This window comes from Saccharopolyspora cebuensis (assembly GCF_039542665.1).
GTDB classification, from domain to species: Bacteria; Actinomycetota; Actinomycetes; order Mycobacteriales; family Pseudonocardiaceae; genus Saccharopolyspora; species Saccharopolyspora cebuensis.
This window is the reverse complement of the sequence record NZ_BAABII010000012.1, coordinates 57,142-75,856: the sequence shown is the minus strand read 5'-3', so window position 1 is coordinate 75,856 and position 18,715 is coordinate 57,142. Positions and strand designations below refer to the sequence as shown.

General features: G+C 73.3%; 10 protein-coding genes. 5 read left to right on the top strand and 5 right to left on the bottom strand.

Translation table 11 applies throughout. The features are described from left to right. Positions 1–83 precede the first annotated feature (83 nt). The 5 genes from ABD976_RS17690 (at position 84) to ABD976_RS17665 (ending at position 6,498) form a co-directional block, all read left to right on the top strand. On the top strand, positions 84–2,198 hold the full coding sequence (locus ABD976_RS17690) for a prolyl oligopeptidase family serine peptidase (RefSeq protein ID WP_345364511.1): 2,115 nt from the start codon (positions 84–86) through the stop codon (positions 2,196–2,198). A gap of 186 nt (positions 2,199–2,384) precedes the next feature. Further along, the gene (locus ABD976_RS17685; RefSeq protein ID WP_345364509.1) at positions 2,385–3,365 is read left to right on the top strand and encodes a mechanosensitive ion channel family protein; all 981 of its coding nucleotides are present in this window, start codon (positions 2,385–2,387) and stop codon (positions 3,363–3,365) included. A gap of 73 nt (positions 3,366–3,438) precedes the next feature. Further along, complete coding sequence (locus ABD976_RS17680) at positions 3,439–3,822, top strand: globin (RefSeq protein ID WP_345364507.1); 384 nt, start codon at positions 3,439–3,441, stop codon at positions 3,820–3,822. A 167-nt stretch (positions 3,823–3,989) separates the two neighbouring features. Continuing rightward, positions 3,990–5,024 carry an alpha-amylase family glycosyl hydrolase gene (locus ABD976_RS29620; protein WP_369774844.1) on the top strand — a complete coding sequence of 345 codons (1,035 nt, stop codon included), beginning with the start codon at positions 3,990–3,992 and terminating at the stop codon, positions 5,022–5,024. A 139-nt stretch (positions 5,025–5,163) separates the two neighbouring features. Continuing rightward, positions 5,164–6,498, top strand: coding sequence for a heparan-alpha-glucosaminide N-acetyltransferase domain-containing protein (locus ABD976_RS17665; protein WP_345364505.1), 1,335 nt, complete (start codon positions 5,164–5,166; stop codon positions 6,496–6,498). Positions 6,499–6,590: 92 nt separating this feature from the next. Here ABD976_RS17665 and ABD976_RS17660 read toward each other — a convergent pair whose 3' ends face one another. From ABD976_RS17660 to ettA, 5 genes are all read right to left on the bottom strand, one after another. Continuing rightward, positions 6,591–7,232 (bottom strand): DUF8010 domain-containing protein, encoded by a 642-nt coding sequence (locus ABD976_RS17660; RefSeq protein ID WP_345364503.1) that lies wholly within the window; start codon positions 7,230–7,232, stop codon positions 6,591–6,593. Then, the gene (locus tag ABD976_RS17655; RefSeq protein WP_345364501.1) at positions 7,225–7,656 is read right to left on the bottom strand and encodes an acyl-CoA thioesterase; all 432 of its coding nucleotides are present in this window, start codon (positions 7,654–7,656) and stop codon (positions 7,225–7,227) included. The genes ABD976_RS17660 and ABD976_RS17655 overlap by 8 nt, the downstream gene beginning before the upstream one ends. Positions 7,657–7,709: 53 nt before the next feature. Next, positions 7,710–12,662 carry an NAD-glutamate dehydrogenase gene (locus tag ABD976_RS17650; protein WP_345364499.1) on the bottom strand — a complete coding sequence of 1,651 codons (4,953 nt, stop codon included), beginning with the start codon at positions 12,660–12,662 and terminating at the stop codon, positions 7,710–7,712. A gap of 201 nt (positions 12,663–12,863) precedes the next feature. After that, a complete protein-coding gene (locus ABD976_RS17645; protein WP_345364497.1) occupies positions 12,864–16,970 on the bottom strand; it encodes a hypothetical protein in 4,107 nt (1,368 codons plus the stop codon). Positions 16,971–16,990: 20 nt separating this feature from the next. Beyond that, a complete protein-coding gene (ettA, locus tag ABD976_RS17640) occupies positions 16,991–18,667 on the bottom strand; it encodes an energy-dependent translational throttle protein EttA (protein ID WP_345364495.1) in 1,677 nt (558 codons plus the stop codon). Positions 18,668–18,715 lie beyond the last annotated feature (48 nt).

Below are 18,715 nucleotides of genomic sequence, written 5' to 3'. Positions count from 1 at the left end.
CCGGGTGAATCCCGCCGATTCCGGTGGGAACGATCTCCGCGAGACCTCGGCCTGATCACCGCGCCCACGTACAGTCGTCGACCGTGACCGACGTTCAACCAGCGAATCTGACCTACCCGCGCGCGCAGCGCGAGGACATCGTCGAAGATCTGCACGGGCACCGGGTGGCCGACCCGTACCGGTGGCTGGAAGATCCCACCGATCCGCGCACCGAGGCGTGGTCGGCGCAGCAGGACGTGCTCGCCCGCGAGAAACTGGAGTCGCTGCCCGGCCGCGACGCGATCACCGAGCGGATGCGGTCGCTGCTGTCGGCCGGCTCGGTGTCGGTCCCGCAGTGGCGGGGCGGGCGGGCGTTCTTCACCCGCCGCGAGGCCGACCAGGAGTTCGCGGTGCTCACCGTGCGCGAACCCGACGGCACCGAGCGGGTGCTGCTGGACGTCACCGCGCTCGACCCGTCGGGGCTGACCACGCTCGACACCTGGTCGCCGAGCCTGGAGGGCGACCTGCTCGCCTACCAGGTCTCGGTCGGCGGCGACGAGGAATCGCTGCTGCACGTGATGGACGTGACCACCGGCGAGCTCGTCGAGGGGCCGATCGACCGCTGCCGCTACTCGTCGATCTCCTGGCTGCCCGGCGGCGAGGAGTTCTTCTACATCCGCAGGCTCGCCCCCGAACTGGTGCCCGAGGGCGAGGAGCAGTTCCACCGGCGCGTCTGGCGGCACCGGGTGGGCGGCGACCCCGAGCAGGACGTGCTGGTGCACGGCGAGGGCCAGGACCACACCTTCTACTACGGCACCACCGTCTCGCGGGACGGCCGCTGGCTGGTCATCGAGGGCAGCCCGGGCACCGCCCGCCGCGACTCGGTGTGGATCGCCGACCTGTCCACCGGCGAGGCCGCCCCGCCGCTGCGCCAGATCGTCGACACCACCGACGGCTACCGCGTCTCGTCGTGGGTGGAGCGCGACGGCCGGCTCTACGTGATGACCACGCTGGACGCGCCGCGCTGGCGGCTGTGCGTGGCCGATCCGCGGCGGCCGGAGCCGGAGCACTGGACCGAGCTGCTCGCCGAGGAGCCCGACTCGGTGCTGGAGGCGGTGCGCTGGTTCGACGACGGCGCGGACCCGCTGCTGGCGGTGCTGCGCACCCGGCACGCGGTGTCCGAGCTGAGCCTGCACCGGCCGTCCGACGGCGCCCGCGTCGGTGACGTCCCGCTGCCGGGCACCGGCCAGATCATCGGCCTGACCACCGTCGACGAGCGCACCGAGCACGACCGGGACCGGTTGTGGATCGGCTGGACCGACTTCGCCACCCCGCCCTGCGTGCACGTCCACTCCCGCGCCACCGGGGAGACCGCCCTGGAGCGGTCCGCGCCCGGCGCGGTGGACCTGCCCCGGGTGCGCACCCAGCAGGTCACCTACACCTCGTCGGACGGCACGCCGGTGCGGATGTTCCTGATCAGCTCCACCGGCGACCCGGACCGGCCGCGCCCGGCGCTGATGACCGGGTACGGCGGGTTCTCGCTGTCCCGCGAGCCCGGCTACGCGCCGACCGCGCTGGCCTGGGTCGCCGCGGGCGGTGTGTGGGCGCTGCCCTCGCTGCGCGGCGGCGGCGAGGAAGGCGAGGACTGGCACCTCGCCGGGATGCGGGAGCGCAAGCAGAACACCTTCGACGACTTCCACGCCGCCGCGGCGCACCTCGTCGAACAGGGCTGGACCACCCCGGAGCAGCTCGCCATCACCGGCGGCTCCAACGGCGGTCTGCTGGTGGGCGCGGCCCTGACCCAGCGCCCCGACCTCTACCGGGCGGTGGTGTGCTCGGCGCCGTTGCTGGACATGGTGCGCTACGAGCGGTTCCTGCTGGGTCGGACGTGGAACGAGGAGTACGGCACGGCCGACGACCCGGAGGAGCTCGGCTGGCTGCTGTCCTACTCGCCGTACCACAACGTGACGAAGCACACGGAGTACCCGTCGGTGCTGTTCACGGTGTTCGAGTCGGACACCCGGGTGGACCCGAACCACGCCAGGAAGATGTGCGCCGAGCTCCAGCAGGCCACGGCCTCCGACCCCGCGCAGCGCCCGGTGCTGCTGCGCAGGGAGACCGAGGTCGGGCACTCGGCCCGTTCGGTGTCCCGTACTGTGGGGCTGGCGACCGACCAGCTCGCCTTCCTCGCGGAGGCGACCGGGCTCGCGGTCGACTGAGGCCCGGCCGGGCGTGCCGGGGCTCTCGACGGCGGGCCCCGGCACGCCCGGCAATGGTGCCGCGCGCAGGTGACCTCGGATCTCGTGGGCGGCGGGGCGTTCGCGATACCCGGACGGGTGCGGTCGACCTGCGCCGCTCTGTTGCCGTTTCCCCCGAACGACAGCACGGAGAAAACCCCCGAAGCCATGAACCTGCCGTTACTCACCCAACCGAGCTGCGTCGAGGAAGTCGGGACCTGGTGCCACACCGTGTGGACCTGGACCGGCAACCACTGGATGGCGATGTACTCCGACCTGCTCATCGCCAAGCCGCTGAACATCCTCGTCATCCTGCTCGTCGCGTTCATCATCCGGTACTTCGTGCACCGCACGATCACCCGGATCACCCGGGGCGGCGGCGGCAAGACGCCGAAGCTGCTCCAGCCGATGAAGGAGCGGCGCGCCGACACGCTGACCGCCGAGCTGCTCTCCGAGCGGCGCAAGCAGCGGGCCCGCACCATCGGCTCGGTGCTGAAGTCGGTGGCGACGTTCGTCATCTTCGGCCTCGCCGTGATGTACGTGCTCCAGGTGCTCAACATCCCGCTCGGGCCGGTGCTGGCCTCGGCCGGTGTGCTCGGTGTCGCGGTCTCCTTCGGCGCGCAGAACCTGGTCCGGGACTTCCTGTCCGGGATGTTCATGATGGTCGAGGACCAGTACGGCGTCGGTGACGTGGTGGACCTCGGCGAGGCCATCGGCACGGTCGAGGCGGTGGGCCTGCGGGTGACCACGCTGCGCGACCTCAACGGCACGGTCTGGTACGTCCGCAACGGCGAGATCCTGCGGGTCGGCAACTCCAGCCAGGGCTTCGCCGTCGCGGTGGTCGACTTCCCGATCTCGCACAACAGCGACGTGCAGAAGGCCATCGAGGTGGCCACCCAGGTCGCCACCGAAGCCACCTCGCGGGACCCGCTGGCCAAGGACGTCCTGGAGGCGCCGGAGATGCTCGGCGTGGACTCGATCACCGCCGACACCATCACGCTGCGGCTGACCACCAAGGTCCGGCCCGGCCAGCAGTGGGCGGTGCAGCGGCGGCTGCGGGCCGAGATCAAGCAGGCCTACGACGACGAGGACATCAAGCCGCCCTACCCGTTCGGGCGGCCGGTGCCGCCGACGAGCCCGGCGCAGTGACCGCGACCCGGGGTTGGCTCCGCCGCACCCCGGGCGGCAGACTTCCCCGGGCGTTCGCTGAGAGGATGGTGTGGTGACTTCCGTGGAGACCTTCTACGAACAGGTGGGCGGCGAGGAGACCTTCCGCCGGATCGTCGCCCGCTTCTACCAGGAAGTGGCCGCCGACGAGCTGCTGCGGCCGCTGTACCCGGAGGAGGACCTCGGCCCCGCGGAGGAGCGGCTGCGGCTGTTCCTGGTGCAGTACTGGGGAGGCCCGCACACCTACTCCGACCAGCGCGGCCACCCGAGGCTGCGGATGCGGCACGCGCCGTTCAAGATCGGCCCGGCGGAGCGGGACGCCTGGCTGCGCTGCATGCGGATCGCCGTCGACGAGGAGAACCTGGCGCCGGAGCACCGGGAGCAGCTCTGGAGCTACCTGGAGATGGCCGCGCACAGCATGGTCAACTCCTGGTTCTGAGGGCCCGCCGTGGCACCCGCGGCGGAGGGCGCCGCTCCGCGAAGAACGAGACGACCGCACGGACAGGCACCGAGGAAGGACGCCAACGTGGCAAGGCCCCGCGTCCCCGCACCGCGCCGGGCGTGGTCCACCGCCACCGCTAACACGATGAGGTGGAACACCCCCTGATGTGGCCGGCACGCACTGATCCCTGGTACGCGGACGCGGTGTTCTACCGCGTCGGCGTGCGTTCCTTCGCCGACGTCGACGCCGACGGGGTGGGCGACCTCGACGGCTTGCGCGATCGGCTCGGCTACCTCGAACTGCTCGGGGTGGACGCGCTCGTGCTGGCCGGGATCGACCCGGCGGCGGCCGGGCTCACCCGCTTCCTGTCCGAAGCGCGCCACGCCGGTTTCCGGGTGCTGGCCGCCGCCGACGTCGACCCGGCGCGGACCGATCCGCAGCAGGCGCTCGCGCCGTGGCTGGAGCACGAGATCGACGGGTTCCACCTGGCTCCCCGGGAGGACCCGCACGGGGCCTTGGCCGACGCGGTCGCGCGGATCCCCGAGCACGTGGTGATCGGCAGCGGCGAGGGTCCGTGGCAGCTCGACTTCAACATCGACCTGCCGATCGCCGGGTTCCACGCCGAAGCGGTGCAGTCGGCCGTCACCCGGGTGCTCGCACCGGGCGGTCGGCGACCGGCCTGGGCGATGGCCAGCCGGGACACCGAGCGCAGCCGCAACGCCGCCGCCCTCACCCCGGTCCGGGCGATGGCCCTGGTGCAGCTCGCGCTGCCCGGTGCGGTGTGCCTGCGCCACGGCGAGGAGCTGGGCCTGCCGGGCAACCAGCGCATCACGATGCCGTGGGAGGGCGAGCACCCGCCGTTCGGGTTCTCCGCCGCCCAGGTCGACTGGTCCACCATCCCGCCGGAGTGGGCCACCTTCACCGCCGAGACCCAGCTCGAGGACGAGGGTTCGACGCTGTCGCTGTACCGGCACGCGATGGAGGCCCGCGCCGCGCACCCCGCGTTCCGCGGCGAGGAGATCGAGTGGTTCGGCGCCCCGGAGGGCTGCTTCGCCTTCCGCCGGGTGGGCAGCACCCTGATCTGCGCGCTCAACACCTCCACCGCCCCGGTCCCGCTGCCGCCGGGCGAGGTGCTGCTGTCCAGCCGGCCGCTGGTCGACGGTCAGCTCCCGGTCGGCACGGCCGCCTGGCTGGTGTGACCGCGGGGCGGTCCGGGGCCGGGCGTGCGCCGCTCGCCCCCGGGCCCGTGGTCCGGGTGCAGTAGGCCGACCTTCCTCCGGACGGCCGTCGCGGGGCCGGTAGATTCTCCGGGTCCCGCCGCCGAGCGCCCAGGAAGCCATGACCGCCTCCCCACCCGAGCTGACCCCACCGCCGCGGGAGGACGTCCGCACCCGTCGCCTGATCGGCGTCGACATCGCCCGGTTCGTCGCGGTGCTCGGCATGTTCGTGATCCACTTCGGCGCGCCGTTCCTGAGCGGGACGGGCGAGGCGCGGGCCGCGCAGTTCGCCAGCGGCCGGGCGACGGCGCTGTTCACCGTGCTGGCCGGGGTCTCGCTGGCGCTGCTGTCCGGGCGCGGGGCACCGCTGCGGGGGACCGCCCTGCGCACCGCGCGGACCCGGATCGCGGTGCGGGCCGTGCTCCTGGTGGTGCTGGGCATCGCGCTGGCCTGGGCGACCGCGCCCGCCGGCTTCCTGCTGACCGTGATCATCCCCTTCTACGGGATGTACTTCCTGCTGGCGGTGCCGTTCGTGGGCCTGGGCGCCCGCGGGCTGGTGATCGCCGCGTCAGTGGCCGCGCTGGTCGGCCCGCAGCTCTCGTTCCTGCTGCGCTCGGGGATGGCGGCCGACACCCCGCTGGCGCTGCTGGTCGACTCGGTCAACGCCGTCGACCCGGGGCACCTGCTGGCCGCGTCGGGCGTCTTCGACCTGCTGCTGCTCGGGTTCTACCCGGCGGCCTCCTACCTCGCGCTGGTGCTGGCCGGGCTCGCGGTGGGGCGGCTGGACCTGCGCTCGGGGGCCGTGCGGCTGCGCCTCGGCGTGGTCGGGCTGCTGCTGGCGGTGGGTTCCGCCGCGCTGTCGCAGGCGCTGGTGGAGTGGTTCGGCGTCGACCCGGAGGGCATGGCGCAGGGCGCGGTGCCGGTCGACCACCCGGAGTGGCTGCTGGCGGGCGTCGCGCACAGCGGGACCACGTTCGAGCTGGCCGGTTCCGGCGGCATCGCGCTGGTGGTCCTCGCGATGTGCCTGGAGCTGGCCGACCGCACCGGCAAGGTGCTGCTGCCGCTGGCCTGGGCCGGATCGATGGCGCTGACCCTCTACGCGCTGCACGCCCTGGTGATGACCTGGCAGATCGTGGTCGGCGGCTGGGTCCTCGGCAGCGCCCCGGAGTTCCTGGTGGAGCTCGCGAGCCTGGGTCCGGCGATGCCGGAGCTGCCGGACCTGCCCGACTTCCCCCGGGACGGGCACCGGCCGGAAGGCGTCATGGCCTGGGTGCACGCCTCGATGCCGGAGCTGTTCCTGCTGTTCTCGCTGGTCTTCGCCGCGGCCTGGCACCGCCGCTTCCGGCGCGGCCCGCTGGAGGCGCTGGTCAGCGAGGCCGTCGCCCGGATCACCACCGCCCTGACCCGCGCTCCCGCCCCCGCGGCCCCCGAGGTGCGCGCCGAACGCCACCCCTGACCGGATTCCACCCGGAAGGGTGGTGAGTGAGGGGCACCTTCATCCGAGCAAGTCGGATGAAGGTGCCCCTCACCTGGAAAAAGATCAGCTGATCAGGTGAAGAGGGGGAGCAGGGCGTGCCTGCGGCGCACCACCGCGCCGAACCGGGAGTCCAGCCGGAGCCACGAGTCGGTGGCGCTGACCCGCACGATCTCCTCCTCGGCGGGGCCGCTGACCAGGAAGCCCATGCCGGAGAGCACGAACAGGCAGCGCAGCGGCACCTTCACCTCGTACCCGGAGCCGCTGACCGTGAACACTTCCTGGTCCAGCAGCGAGGCGGGCGGGGTGCCCTTCGGGCCGACGTTCTCCTTGGCCACGTCGATGCCCCGCTCGGCGACCTCGCCGACCAGCCGGGCGGGCAGGTCGTCCACCCGCCGCCAGCCGCCCGGCGGCGGCAGCTCGCTGCGCCACATCAGGTCGCGCGGCGGTCCGGGGTCTATCACCGGCCCGCCGGCGACGGTGAGCGCGGCCAGCAGGTCACTGCCCGAGACGCTGAGGTCGTCGGGCACCACCGAACCGGTCACCGACCGGGTGCACAGGGCGTCGAACGGCGTCGCCGCCCAGACGTCGAGCCGGTCGGTCCCGGCGCGGTTGCGCATCCGCACCACCGCCTGCCCGTCCAGCCGCACCGCCCGGGCGACGAACGCGCCCAGGTCCTCGCGCTCGACGGCGTCGTCCATCCGCAGTTCAGGCACGGCCGAGCTCCGGTTCCGGCACCTCGACGTACCACTCGTCGAGGAACTCGCGCTCGTCGGTGGACAGCCGCCGCGGGCGCCCGGCGCGCAGGTCGTAGGGCACCATCAGCGTCTCGGCCGTGGCGACCACCTCGTCGGCGTGCGCGGTGTAGTCGAGCACGAACGACGCGGCCTTGAGCTCGCGCACCGACATCTGCACCTGCAACGTCCCGGACCGGTAGTTCAGCGGGCTGTGGTAGTCGATCACCACCCGCGCCACCACCATCCCCTCCGCCATGCCGAGCAAACCGCGGCGCTCGGCCTCGGTGAACAGCAGCTCGGCCCGGGCCTCCTCCAGCAGCGTGATCGTCCTGGCGTGGTTGACGTGCCCGAACGCGTCCATGTCGGACCAGCGCAACGGCACCTCGGCTACGAACGCGCCCACGACGAGCTCCCCCTTCCGCTGTGCGGTGGGCGCCCGTCCGGACGCCCACGTCCTCACCTGACCATGCTGCGCAACTGCCGCGCCGCCACCGACAGCGTCGCCAGGTCGAGCAGCCCCGAATTGGTGATCTGCTCCAGCGACGACCGGGCGCGGGCCAGCCGCGACGCGTTGAGCGACTCCCACCGCGCGATCTTGTCCGCCGGGGAGTCCTCCGGGTCGCTGATCCGCAGCACGTCGATGGTGATCTCCCGAAGCGACGCGTAGAAGTCGTCCCGCAGCGCCAGCCGGGCCAGCGAGTGCCACCGGTTGCCGCGCTCCAGCCCGTTGACCGCCAGCAGCATCCGCTCGACGTCGAGGTGCTCGGACAGCGTGTAGTACAGCTCCGCGCTCTCCTGCGGGCTGCGCTCGGCGTTCACCCCGCCGTCGCGCTCGGCGAGCTCGGCGACCTCGGTGACGTCCAGCAGCGCGTAGGAGTCGAGCAGGCAGCCGACCTCCTCGGCGAGCTCGGCGGGCACGCCCTCGGCGACCCACCGCCGCACCTTCGCGTCGACGCCCTCGGCCGCCCGGCCCTGCACCAGCTCGCGCACGGAACCGGCGAGCCCGGCGACCACCGGCCGGAACCGGCTGATCTCGGCGCCGATGGCCAGCGGCTGCGGCCGGTTGGTGAGCATCCAGCGCGCCGCGCGGTCGAGCAGCCTGCGGCTCTCCAGCACCAGCTCATCGGCGACGGAGCTGGGCACCGCACCGGCGAGCGCGTCGATCCGCCGCCACAGCGAGTGCAGGTCGTAGACCGTGGTGACCACCGCGAACGCCCGCACCACGTCGGTCGTGGACGCGCTGATCTCCTCGGACAGCCGGTAGGCGTAGGAGATCCCCGCGCCGTCGACCACCTCGTTGACCAGCATCGTGGCGATGATCTCGCGGCGCAGCGGGTGCGCCGCGATCGCCGCGGCGTAGCGCTCCCGCAGCGGGGTCGGGAAGTAGTCGACGAGCCGGTCGCTGAACGCCTCGGCGTCGGGCAGCTCCCCGGCCAGCACGTCGCGCTTGAGCGCGAGCTTGACGTGCGCCATCAGGGTGGCCAGCTCGGGGCTGCTCAACCCCTCCCCGGTCTTCTCCCGCTCGCGGATCTGCTTGGGCGCGGGCAGCGCCTCCAGCTCGCGGTCGAGTCCGCTGCGCTTCTCCAGCGAGGTGATCTGGCGGGCGTGCACCGGCAGCATCGGACCGGCGTGCGAGCGGGAGACGCCGAGCACCGCGTTCTGCCGGTGGTTGTCCCGCAGCACCAGCTCGCCGACCTCGTCGGTCATCCCGGCCAGCAGCTCGTTGCGCGCCCCGGTGTCCAGTTCGCCGTCGGTGACGAGCTGGTCAAGCAGGATCTTGATGTTGACCTCGTGGTCGGAGCAGTCCACCCCGGCCGAGTTGTCCAGGGCGTCGGTGTTGACCTTGCCCCCGGCGCGGGCGAACTCGATCCGGCCGAGCTGGGTGAGGCCGAGGTTGCCGCCCTCGCCGACCACCCGCGCCCGGAGCCGCTGGCCGTCGACCCGCACCGCGTCGTTGGACTTGTCGCCGACCTCGGCGTGGGTCTCGGTGCCCGCCTTGACGTAGGTGCCGATGCCGCCGTTCCACAGCAGGTCCACCGGGGCCAGCAGGATCGCCTTGATCAGCTCCGGCGGGGACAGCTGCGCCACCGAGTCGTCGATGCCCAGCGCCGCGCGGATCTGCGGGTTCAGCGGGATCGACTTCAGCGAGCGGGACCACACCCCGCCGCCGGTGCTGATCTTGGTCCGGTCGTAGTCGTCCCAGCTCGACCGGGGCAGCGCGAAGAGCCTGCTGCGCTCGGCGAACGAGACCGCCGGGTCCGGGTCGGGGTCGATGAACACGTGCATGTGGTTGAACGCCGCGACCAGCCGGATGTGCTCGGACAGCAGCATCCCGTTGCCGAACACGTCCCCGGCCATGTCGCCGATGCCCACGACGGTGAAGTCCTCGCGCTGGGTGTCCACGCCGAGTTCGAGGAAGTGCCGCTTGACGCTCTCCCACGCGCCCTTGGCGGTGATGCCCATCGCCTTGTGGTCGTAGCCGACCGAACCGCCGGAGGCGAAGGCGTCGCCGAGCCAGAAGCCGTAGGAGCCGGCGACGTCGTTGGCGATGTCGGAGAACGTGGCGGTGCCCTTGTCAGCGGCCACCACCAGGTAGGTGTCGTCGCCGTCGTGGCGCACCACGTCCGGCGGCGGCGCGACCGCCCCGCCGACCAGGTTGTCGGTCAGGTCCAGCAGTCCGGAGATGAACATCCGGTAGCAGGCGACGCCCTCGGCGCGCGCGGCCTCGCGGTCGGCCGCCGGGTCACCGGTGGGCACCGGCGGGCGCTTGACCACGAACCCGCCCTTCGCGCCGACCGGCACGATCACCGCGTTCTTCACCGCCTGCGCCTTGACCAGCCCGAGGATCTCGGTGCGGAAGTCCTCCCGGCGGTCCGACCAGCGCAACCCGCCGCGGGCCACCGAGCCGTAGCGCAGGTGCACGCCCTCCATCCGGGGCGAGTACACGAAGATCTCGTACTGCGGGCGCGGTTCCGGCAGCCCCGGGATCTCCTTCGGCTCCAGCTTCAGCGCCAGGTACGGCCGCGACCCGGCGAAGTGGTTGGTGCGCAGCGTCGCCCGGATCAGGCTCAGGTAGGACCGCAGGATCCGGTCGGCGTCGAGGCTGGTGACCTCGTCGATCAGCTTGGTCGCCTCGGCGGTCACGTCGGCTTCGCGGCCCGCCCGGTCCTCCGCGGCCAGGTTCGGGTCGAACCGCACCTCGAACAGCCTGGTCAACGCCACCGACGTGGTGCGGTGCGCGATCAGGGTGTCCTCGATGTACTCCTGGCTGTAGGCCACGCCGACCTGGCGCAGGTACTTGGCGTAGGCCCGCAGCACCGACGCCTGCCGCCAGGTCAGCCCGGCCCGCAGCACCAGCGCGTTGAACCGGTCCACCTCGGCCTCGCCGAGCCAGGCCGCGCGGAACGCGTCCTCGAAGCGCTGGCGCAGCGTGTCCAGCCGCTCCACGCCCTCGCTGTCCAGCAGCCCCGGTTCCAGGCGCAGCCCGAAGTCGTAGAGCCAGCAGCGCTCGCCCTCGGCGGGTTCGATCTCGTAGGGCCGCTCGTCCACGACCTCCACGCCCATGCTCTGCAGCACCGGCAGCACCCGCGAGAGGGTGACCCGGCCACCGGCGACGTAGATCTTGAACCGCCGCTCGCCCGGGTCGGGGTCGCGCGGCGTGTAGAAGGACATCCGCACGTCGCGGGGGCCGGTCAGGGACTGCAACCGGCGCAGGTCGATCAGGCCCTCGGCGGCGGTGAAGTCCTCCTTGTAGGCCTCCGGGAAGCTCGCGGCGTAGCGCTGCCCGATCTGGCTGATCGCCTCCGAACCGGTGCGCGCGCGCCGACCGCGGCGGTTCGCCCCCGTGCGCTCCGCCTCGATCCGCTCGACCATCTGGTCGTCCCAGGTGTGGATCGCCTCGGTCAGCCGCTGCTGGATGCGCGCCAAGTCCGGCTCGACCTCGTTCTCCGGGTCGGTGTGCACCACGAAGTGCACCCGGGCCAGCGTCGACTCGCCGACGCGGGTGCTGTACTCCAGCCCGGTGCCGGCGAGCTCCTGGAGCAGCACCTCCTGCATCGCCAGCCGGGAGCTCGTCGTGTAGCGGTCCCGGGGCAGGTACACCAGGCACGAGTAGTAGCGGCCGAACGGATCGCGGCGCAGGAACGGTTTGAGCTTGCGCCGCTCGGCCAGCGCCAGCACCCCGGTGATGGTGCTCTGCAGCGACTCCGAATCGGTGGCGAGCAGCTCGGTGCGCGGGTAGTTCTGGATCTCCTCCAGCATCCGCTGGCCCGAGTAGGACTCCATCGGGAACCCGGCGCGGTGGATGACCTCCCGCACCCGGCGCTCGACCACCGGGATGTCCAGCACGTTCTCGTGCAGCGCCGTGGTGGTGAGCAGGCCGAGAAACCGGTGCTCGCCGGTCGCCCGGCCCGCCTCGTCGAAGGTCCGCACGCCGACGTAGAACGGGTGCACCGGGCGGTGCACCGTGGACGGTGCGCTGGCCTGGGTGAGCACCAGCAGGTCGTCGGAGGTGGCGGTGGTCCGGGCGTCCAGCTCGGAGGTCAGGGTCCGCTCGGCGACGACGTCGTTGCGCAGCACGCCGAGCCCCGAGGCCAGCACCGGGCGCAGCGACAGGTCCCCGGACTCCGCCACGAGCTCGTAGTGCCGGTACCCGAGAAAGGTGAAATGTCCTTCGGTCAACCAGCGCAGCAGCTCCGCGCCGTCGCGGACCTCGGTGACCGGGACCGGCGGCGATCCGGAGTGCAGCTCGTCGGCGAGCGTCCGCGCCGCGGCGAGCATCCGCTCGGTGTCCTCGACGACCTCCCGGACGTCGCTGAGCACGCCCAGCAGGTCGTGCTGGAGGCGGGTGATCCGCTCGGCGTCGACGACCTGGTCCACCTCGACGAACATCCAGGATTCGGTCAGCGCGTCGGCGGGCGGCGCGGCCGGATCGGCCCCCGGCAGCACCTCCAGCAGGTCGCCGGCGAGGTCGCGGCGGACCGAGACGATCGGGTGGATGACCCGCTGCACCTCGGCGACGTCGCGCCCCAGCTCGGCGATCACCGAGTCGACCAGGTACGGCATGTCGTCGGTCACGACCTGCACCACGGTCGCCGGGCTCTGCCAGCCGTCGGTCTCGCGCTCGGGGTTGAAGATCTGCACCACCGGACGCCCGGCGGCGCGGTTCGCGGCGAGCCTGCGGTGCGACCGCAGCGCGCCGACGAGGTCGGCGGGCTCGTCGTCGACGAGTTCCTCGGCGGGGACGTGCCGGTAGTACACCTGCAGCAGCTCGCCCAGCTCCGGCGCGATCTCGGCGGCGCTCGCGAGCAGGCGCTCCTTCACGAGCTCGGGGCTCTCCACGTCACCGGCCGCCGCGGTCACGCCGGGCGACCGGAGTCCGGTCTTCACCTGTCCGGGGTTCGAAGTCATCTTCAGGCAGCTCCACGCTTGACGGCACCTCGTTGTGCCCACACGGCTCCCAGCTTAAGAGGTCCGTCCGGGCCGGATTCGCGGGGCGGGGCGGGGGCGCGGACCGCGCTCGGCGCCTGCGCGCACCCCCGCGCACGGCGGCACCGCAGCGGCGTCCCACGCGGCCACCCGGGCCGGGGACGGCGGTCGGCGGTCGGCCAACTACGTCGGCGGATTCGGCGCGGTGGAACCGAAACCGGGCCACCGGTGCCGCGCGTCCGCACCACGGGGATCCGAAGTGGACGAACGCGTCGAGCCGTGCCTGCCGGGCGCTCGGCCATGCTCGGCGTCCTCCCCCCGGCGTCCCGTCTCGTAGGCCATCAGGGCCTCGGTCAGCAGCTCGGCGAGACCGACCTCGGCCCCGGGCTCCCCGGTCGGCAGGTCCACCACGTCCCCCTGCTCGGCAGCCTGCCAGTCGGGGCGCTGTTCGGCCACCAGTTCGGGAGCTTCACCCGCCCGAGCCGGTTCGCCGTCCTCGGGCGGCTCCTCCGTTCCCGAACGGGAATGCCGCTGCCCGGACCGCTCCTGCTCGCTCAGCGCCAGGCTAGCGCGGATCTCGGACAGCGAGCGGCCGCGCGAGCGGCGCCCGCCCTCGGGTTCCTCGGCGCGGAACCGCTGCTCATCCGGCGGATCGGACGGCGCGACGTCCGGTTCCGGCGGCACCGCGATCACCGGCATGATCGTCGTCACGTCGGCGGTGTCGCGCTCCGGGCGCCGGTCGTCGGGCTCGGCCGACCGGTCCTCGCCGGGCCACGCGCCGGTGGGCTCCGGCTCCGGCACCGGTCCGGTGACCTCGGGCACCGCGTCCGGCTCGGGGAACGGCTCGCGCGCGGCCTCGGTCCGACGAGCACCGCCGACCGCGTCCCGGAAGATCTCCGGACGTCCGGTCAGGGTCTCCATCAGGCGGCGCGCGGCGTCCCGGACGCTGAGATCGCTCCGCGAGAGGCCGAAGTCGTCGACCTCGCCGGGTTCCTCGCCCGCCGGAGCGCCGTGCCGTCCGGCGTCGGCCGCCCACTCCGCCGTCCCGTGCCGCCCGCGGGCGGGCTCGTCCGCTTCCGGCCACGCGGACTTCGCCGGCTCCGGCCGCACCTCGGACGGCCAGGCGCCGCCCAGGTCCCACCCCGGCCCGGCGGCCGCCTCCGCGTCGTGCCTCCCGGACGGGGCGAAGTCCTCAGCGGCCGAAGGCCGCACGTGCCCCCACGGCTCGCCGACACCCGCACTTCCGCCAGCAGCGCTGTGCGAACCGGCGCCCTCGACGGCACCCGGCGTCCAGGACGGGGCTTCGACGTCGGCTCGTCTGCGGCGCGCACGGCCCTGCCCGACGGCAGCATCGGAGGACCCCTGCTCCCACGCCGCGGCAGCCTCCGCTCCCCCGGCGTCGTCGCCGTGCCGACCCGGCGACCGCTCCGCAACGTCCTCGTCCGGTGGCCAGGCGGCGCCCCGGTCCCACGTCCCGGCCGTGCCCGCGACCTCGGCGTCACCGGTGCCCCGGCGCGAACCGGGGGACGGCTCTCCCGCCGCCGGGCGGACGCCCGGCTCCGAGGCCTCGCCGAGGACGTACCCGGGAACGCCTTCGGCGCCCGAGCCCCGCGACGCCGCGTCGCCGAACGCCTCCGACCGGGCCGCGGCACCGTGCCGACCGGCTGCCCGCCCGGGGGCCGCGGCAGCGCGCTCCCGCCCGTGCCGACCGCCCGATGCCTCGACGTCCGCCGCGTTCCCGGCGCCGTACCGGGACGTGCTCTCGCTCGTGGACCTGGCGCGCCGACCACCGGGCTGGTCCTCCGGCGGGGCGGCGGCGGGTTCGTCCCCGGAGCCGCGCCGACCGGACGTCCACGGGCTCATCACCGGATCGCCCGGCTGGTCGGCGGGGGTCTGGTCGGCGGGGCTTCGGCGGCGCCCCGGTGCCTCCGCCGGGAGCTCCTCCGGCCACGCCTGCTCGTCGACGGGCTCGCGCGACCGGCCTTCGGCCGTCGGCCACGCGTGCTCGGCCAGGTCGTCGACGCGGCCCGGTAAGCGCTCCCCGCCTTCCGCCGCGTCATCGGCCGGGGTCGCACGGCGCGCCGCCCGCCCGGTGTCATGGCCGGGGCCGCGGGTGTCGGTCGCCGGGTCCGGCTCGGCCGCGCGGCGGCGACCTCGCGCCGCGGACTCGGCCACCTCGGACCGCGCCTGCGGGACCTCCGACCGGTCCGCCCGACGACGACCACTCGCAGCCGGGTCCACGGCTCCGGACTCCGGGTGCGCCTCCTCCGGCCAGGCCGCGCGGCTGCGGTCGCTCCCCGCGGGCTCGACCGCCTCCGGCCACGCCTGCGGAACCTCCGGCGACCGATCCACACGACGACGACCACCCGCAGCGGATCCCGCGGTGTCGGGATCCGCGTGCGTCTCATCCGGTTCGGCGCGGCGGCGCCCACCGCCGCGCGCGGGCTCCGGCGTCCAGGCCCCGCGGACCTCGTACTCCACGGTGCCGCGACCGCCGGGGGCCGGGAGATCGTGCTTGCTCCCGACCGCGCTGTCCGAACCACCGCGGGGGCCGGGAACCTCCGGGCGGGGGCGTGCCGCCCCCCGCTCACCGCGATTGCTCGCGTGCGCGGCGCGCGCCGCCCTGGTGCCGGACTGCACCGCGGCGGCGGCCTCGGCCCGCGCGACCGACGCCGCGTCGTGCGCGCCACCTCCGGAGACCCCGGTGCGCGCGTCGTCCGCGGCGGCACCGGCCGGGACGTACCCTGCCGCTTCCGGCGCAGTCGCGGGGCTCTCGTCGGCCGACGCGTCCGCTTCCCGCTGATCGTCGGCCGCGAGCGCGGCGGTCGGCTCTGCCCTGGACGCAGCAGTCGGCTCGACCCCGGGCACAGCAGTCGGCCCGGCCCCGGGCACAGCGGACGGCTCAGCTCCGGAGGCAGCGCTCCGCTCGACCCCGGACGCAGCAGCCGGCTCGACCCCGGGCACAGCAGTCGGCTTGGCCCCGGGCGCAGCGCTCAGCTCGGCCCCAGGCGTAGCGGCTTGTTCGACCCCCGGCGTAGCGGTCAGCTCGACCCCGAACGCAGTGCTCGGGTCGACCCCGGATGTAGCGGACGGCTTGACCCCGGGCGAGGTGCTCAGCTCGGCCGCAGGCGTAGCGGTCGGCTCGGCCCCGGGCTCGGCGGTCGGCACCGCCGCCGGCTGCTCGGCCGCCCGAGCGGTGCCGCCGACCACCGCGGCCAGGGCCGTGACGGCCGCGTCGTCGGCCAACGCCGGGAACGCTTCGAGCAGTCGGACCCGCGCGCTGTGCACGGCGGCCCGCCAGCGCCGGTCGGCGGCGTAGGCCGAGCGCAACGCCGTGAGCGCCGCCGGGAAGTCCTCGCAGCGCTCGTGCGCCTGCGACAAGGCGTTGAACGCCTCGGTCAGCACCGCGTCCTGCTTGTGCCGGTCGGCGATCGCGGCCGTGTCGTTGAGCACCCGCACCGCCGCGTCGTGGTCGTCCTCCGGCAGGTGGACGCGGGTGCTGATGGCGAGCCCCAGCCAACCGACCGGGCCGGCCGCCGCCGCGCGCACCGGTCGGGACAGCACGGCGTCGGCCACCCGCACCGCCTCCGCGCGCCGGCCCAGTTCGAACAGGGCGTGGACGCGCTCCAGCACCAGTCGCGCGCGGTGCTCACCGCTGTCGGCGTCCGGATCGCCGAGCCGGTCGAGCTGGTCGAGGCCCTGATCGACCACCTCGACGGCCTTGTCGAACTCGCCCTGCCTGCGGTGGTGACCGGCGCGGGCCGCGCGCACCCGGGCCCGGACCAGCCGGAGCTCGTCGCGGGCCAGGCCGATCGACTCGTACAGCCGCTCCGCCTCGTCGAGCGCGTCGAGGCGCTCCACGTGCTGCCGCGACGCGGGCAGCGAGGCGGCCATCGCGAGCAACGCGTGCGCGCGCACGGCGGGCTCGATGCGTTCCCGGCGCAGCACCGGACGCAGCACCCGCACCGCGACCTCGTGGCTGTCGGCGGCGCGGGCGCACCACGCGAGCTCGACGCGCAGCCGCCCGCCGACCTCCTCGTCCCCCGCCGCCTCGGCATCCCGGACCGCGGTCAGGGCGCGGTGGGTCACCGCCACGCCCCGACCCAGCCGGTTCGAGCAGAAGATCGCCAGCGCCTCGGCCTGCAGCCGGGCGCCGCGGTCACCTGTCCGCCTCGCGAGCGCGACCGCTCGATCACCGAACACCAGCGCGAGCTCCGGAACCCGCCAGCACATCTGCTCAGCGGGTTCCAGGAGTTCGTGCGCCGAGCCGGTGCGAGGTGAAACCTGCACGCTCGCCAAGGCGCCTCCGTTCAGCCCCGGGTCAACTTCCGATGCGTCACCCGGTGCGGACGGGCCGCGTCCGCACCGAGGCGCTCGATCTTGTTGGCCTCGTAGCCCTCGAAGTTACCTTCGAACCAGAACCACTTGGCGGGGTTCTCGTCATCTCCCTCCCACGCGAGGATGTGGGTGGCGACCCGGTCCAGGAACCAGCGGTCGTGGGAGATCACCACGGCGCAGCCGGGGAACTGCTCCAGGGCGTTCTCCAGCGAGCTGAGGGTCTCCACGTCGAGGTCGTTGGTCGGCTCGTCCAGCAGGATCAGGTTGCCGCCCTTCTTGAGCGTCAACGCCAGGTTCAGGCGGTTGCGCTCACCACCGGAGAGCACCCCGGCCGGCTTCTGCTGGTCCGGGCCCTTGAACCCGAACGCGCTGACGTAGGCGCGGGACGGCATCTCGACCTGCCCGACGTGGATGTAGTCCAGCTCGTCGGAGACGACCTGCCAGACCGTCTTGTCCGGGTCGATGTTGGCCCGGTTCTGATCCACGTAGGACAGCTTGACGGTGCCGCCGACCTTGACGTCGCCCTCGTCCGGCTCTTCCAGCCCCACGATGGTCTTGAACAGCGTCGTCTTGCCGACGCCGTTCGGTCCGATGACGCCGACGATGCCGTTGCGCGGGAGCGTGAACGACAGGTCGTCGATCAGCAGGTTGTCGTCGAAGCCCTTCTTGAGGTGCTCGACCTCGACCACGACGTTGCCCAGCCGCGGGCCCGGCGGGATCTGGATCTCCTCGAAGTCGAGCTTGCGGGTCTTCTCCGCCTCGGCCGCCATCTCCTCGTACCGGGCCAGTCGGGACCGGGACTTGGTCTGGCGGGCCTTGGTGTTGGAGCGGACCCAGTCGAGCTCGTCCTTGAGGCGCTTCTGCAGCTTGGCGTCGCGCTTGCCCTGCACCGCGAGGCGCTCGGCCTTCTTCTCCAGGTACGCCGAGTAGTTGCCCTCGTAGGCGAAGGTGCGCCCGCGGTCCAGCTCCAGGATCCAGCCGGCGACGTTGTCCAGGAAGTAGCGGTCGTGGGTGACGGCGAGGACGGCGCCCGCGTAGTTCGCGAGGAACTGCTCCAACCACAGCACGCTCTCCGCGTCCAGGTGGTTGGTGGGCTCGTCGAGCAGGAGCAGATCGGGCTTGCTCAGGAGCAGCTTGCACAGGGCGACCCGGCGGCGCTCGCCTCCGGAGAGGTACTTGACCTCTGCTTCCGGCGGCGGGCAGCGCAGGGCGTCCATCGCCTGCTCCAGCTGGGAGTCCAGCTCCCACGCGTCGGCGTGGTCGAGGTCCTCCTGCAGCCGGCCCATCTCCTCCATGAGCTCGTCGGAGTAGTCGGTGGCCATCAGCTCGGCGATCTCGTTGAAGCGGTTGAGCTTCACCTTGATCTCGCCAACGCCTTCCTCGACGTTGCCGAGGACGGTCTTCTCCTCGTTCAGCGGCGGCTCCTGCTGCATGATGCCGACCGTGTAGCCCGGCGTCAGGAACGCTTCACCGTTGTTCGGCTGGTCGAGTCCCGCCATGATGCTCAGCACGGTTGACTTGCCAGCACCGTTCGGCCCGACGACACCGATCTTGGCGCCCGGGTAGAACTGGATGGTCGCATTCTCGAGGATGACCTTGTCACCGTGCGTCTTGCGCACATTCTTCATGGTGTAGATGAACTCGGCCATGCCCTGAATCGTAGTTGCGCCGCGGGTGCGTCCGCGCACGCGGTCAGC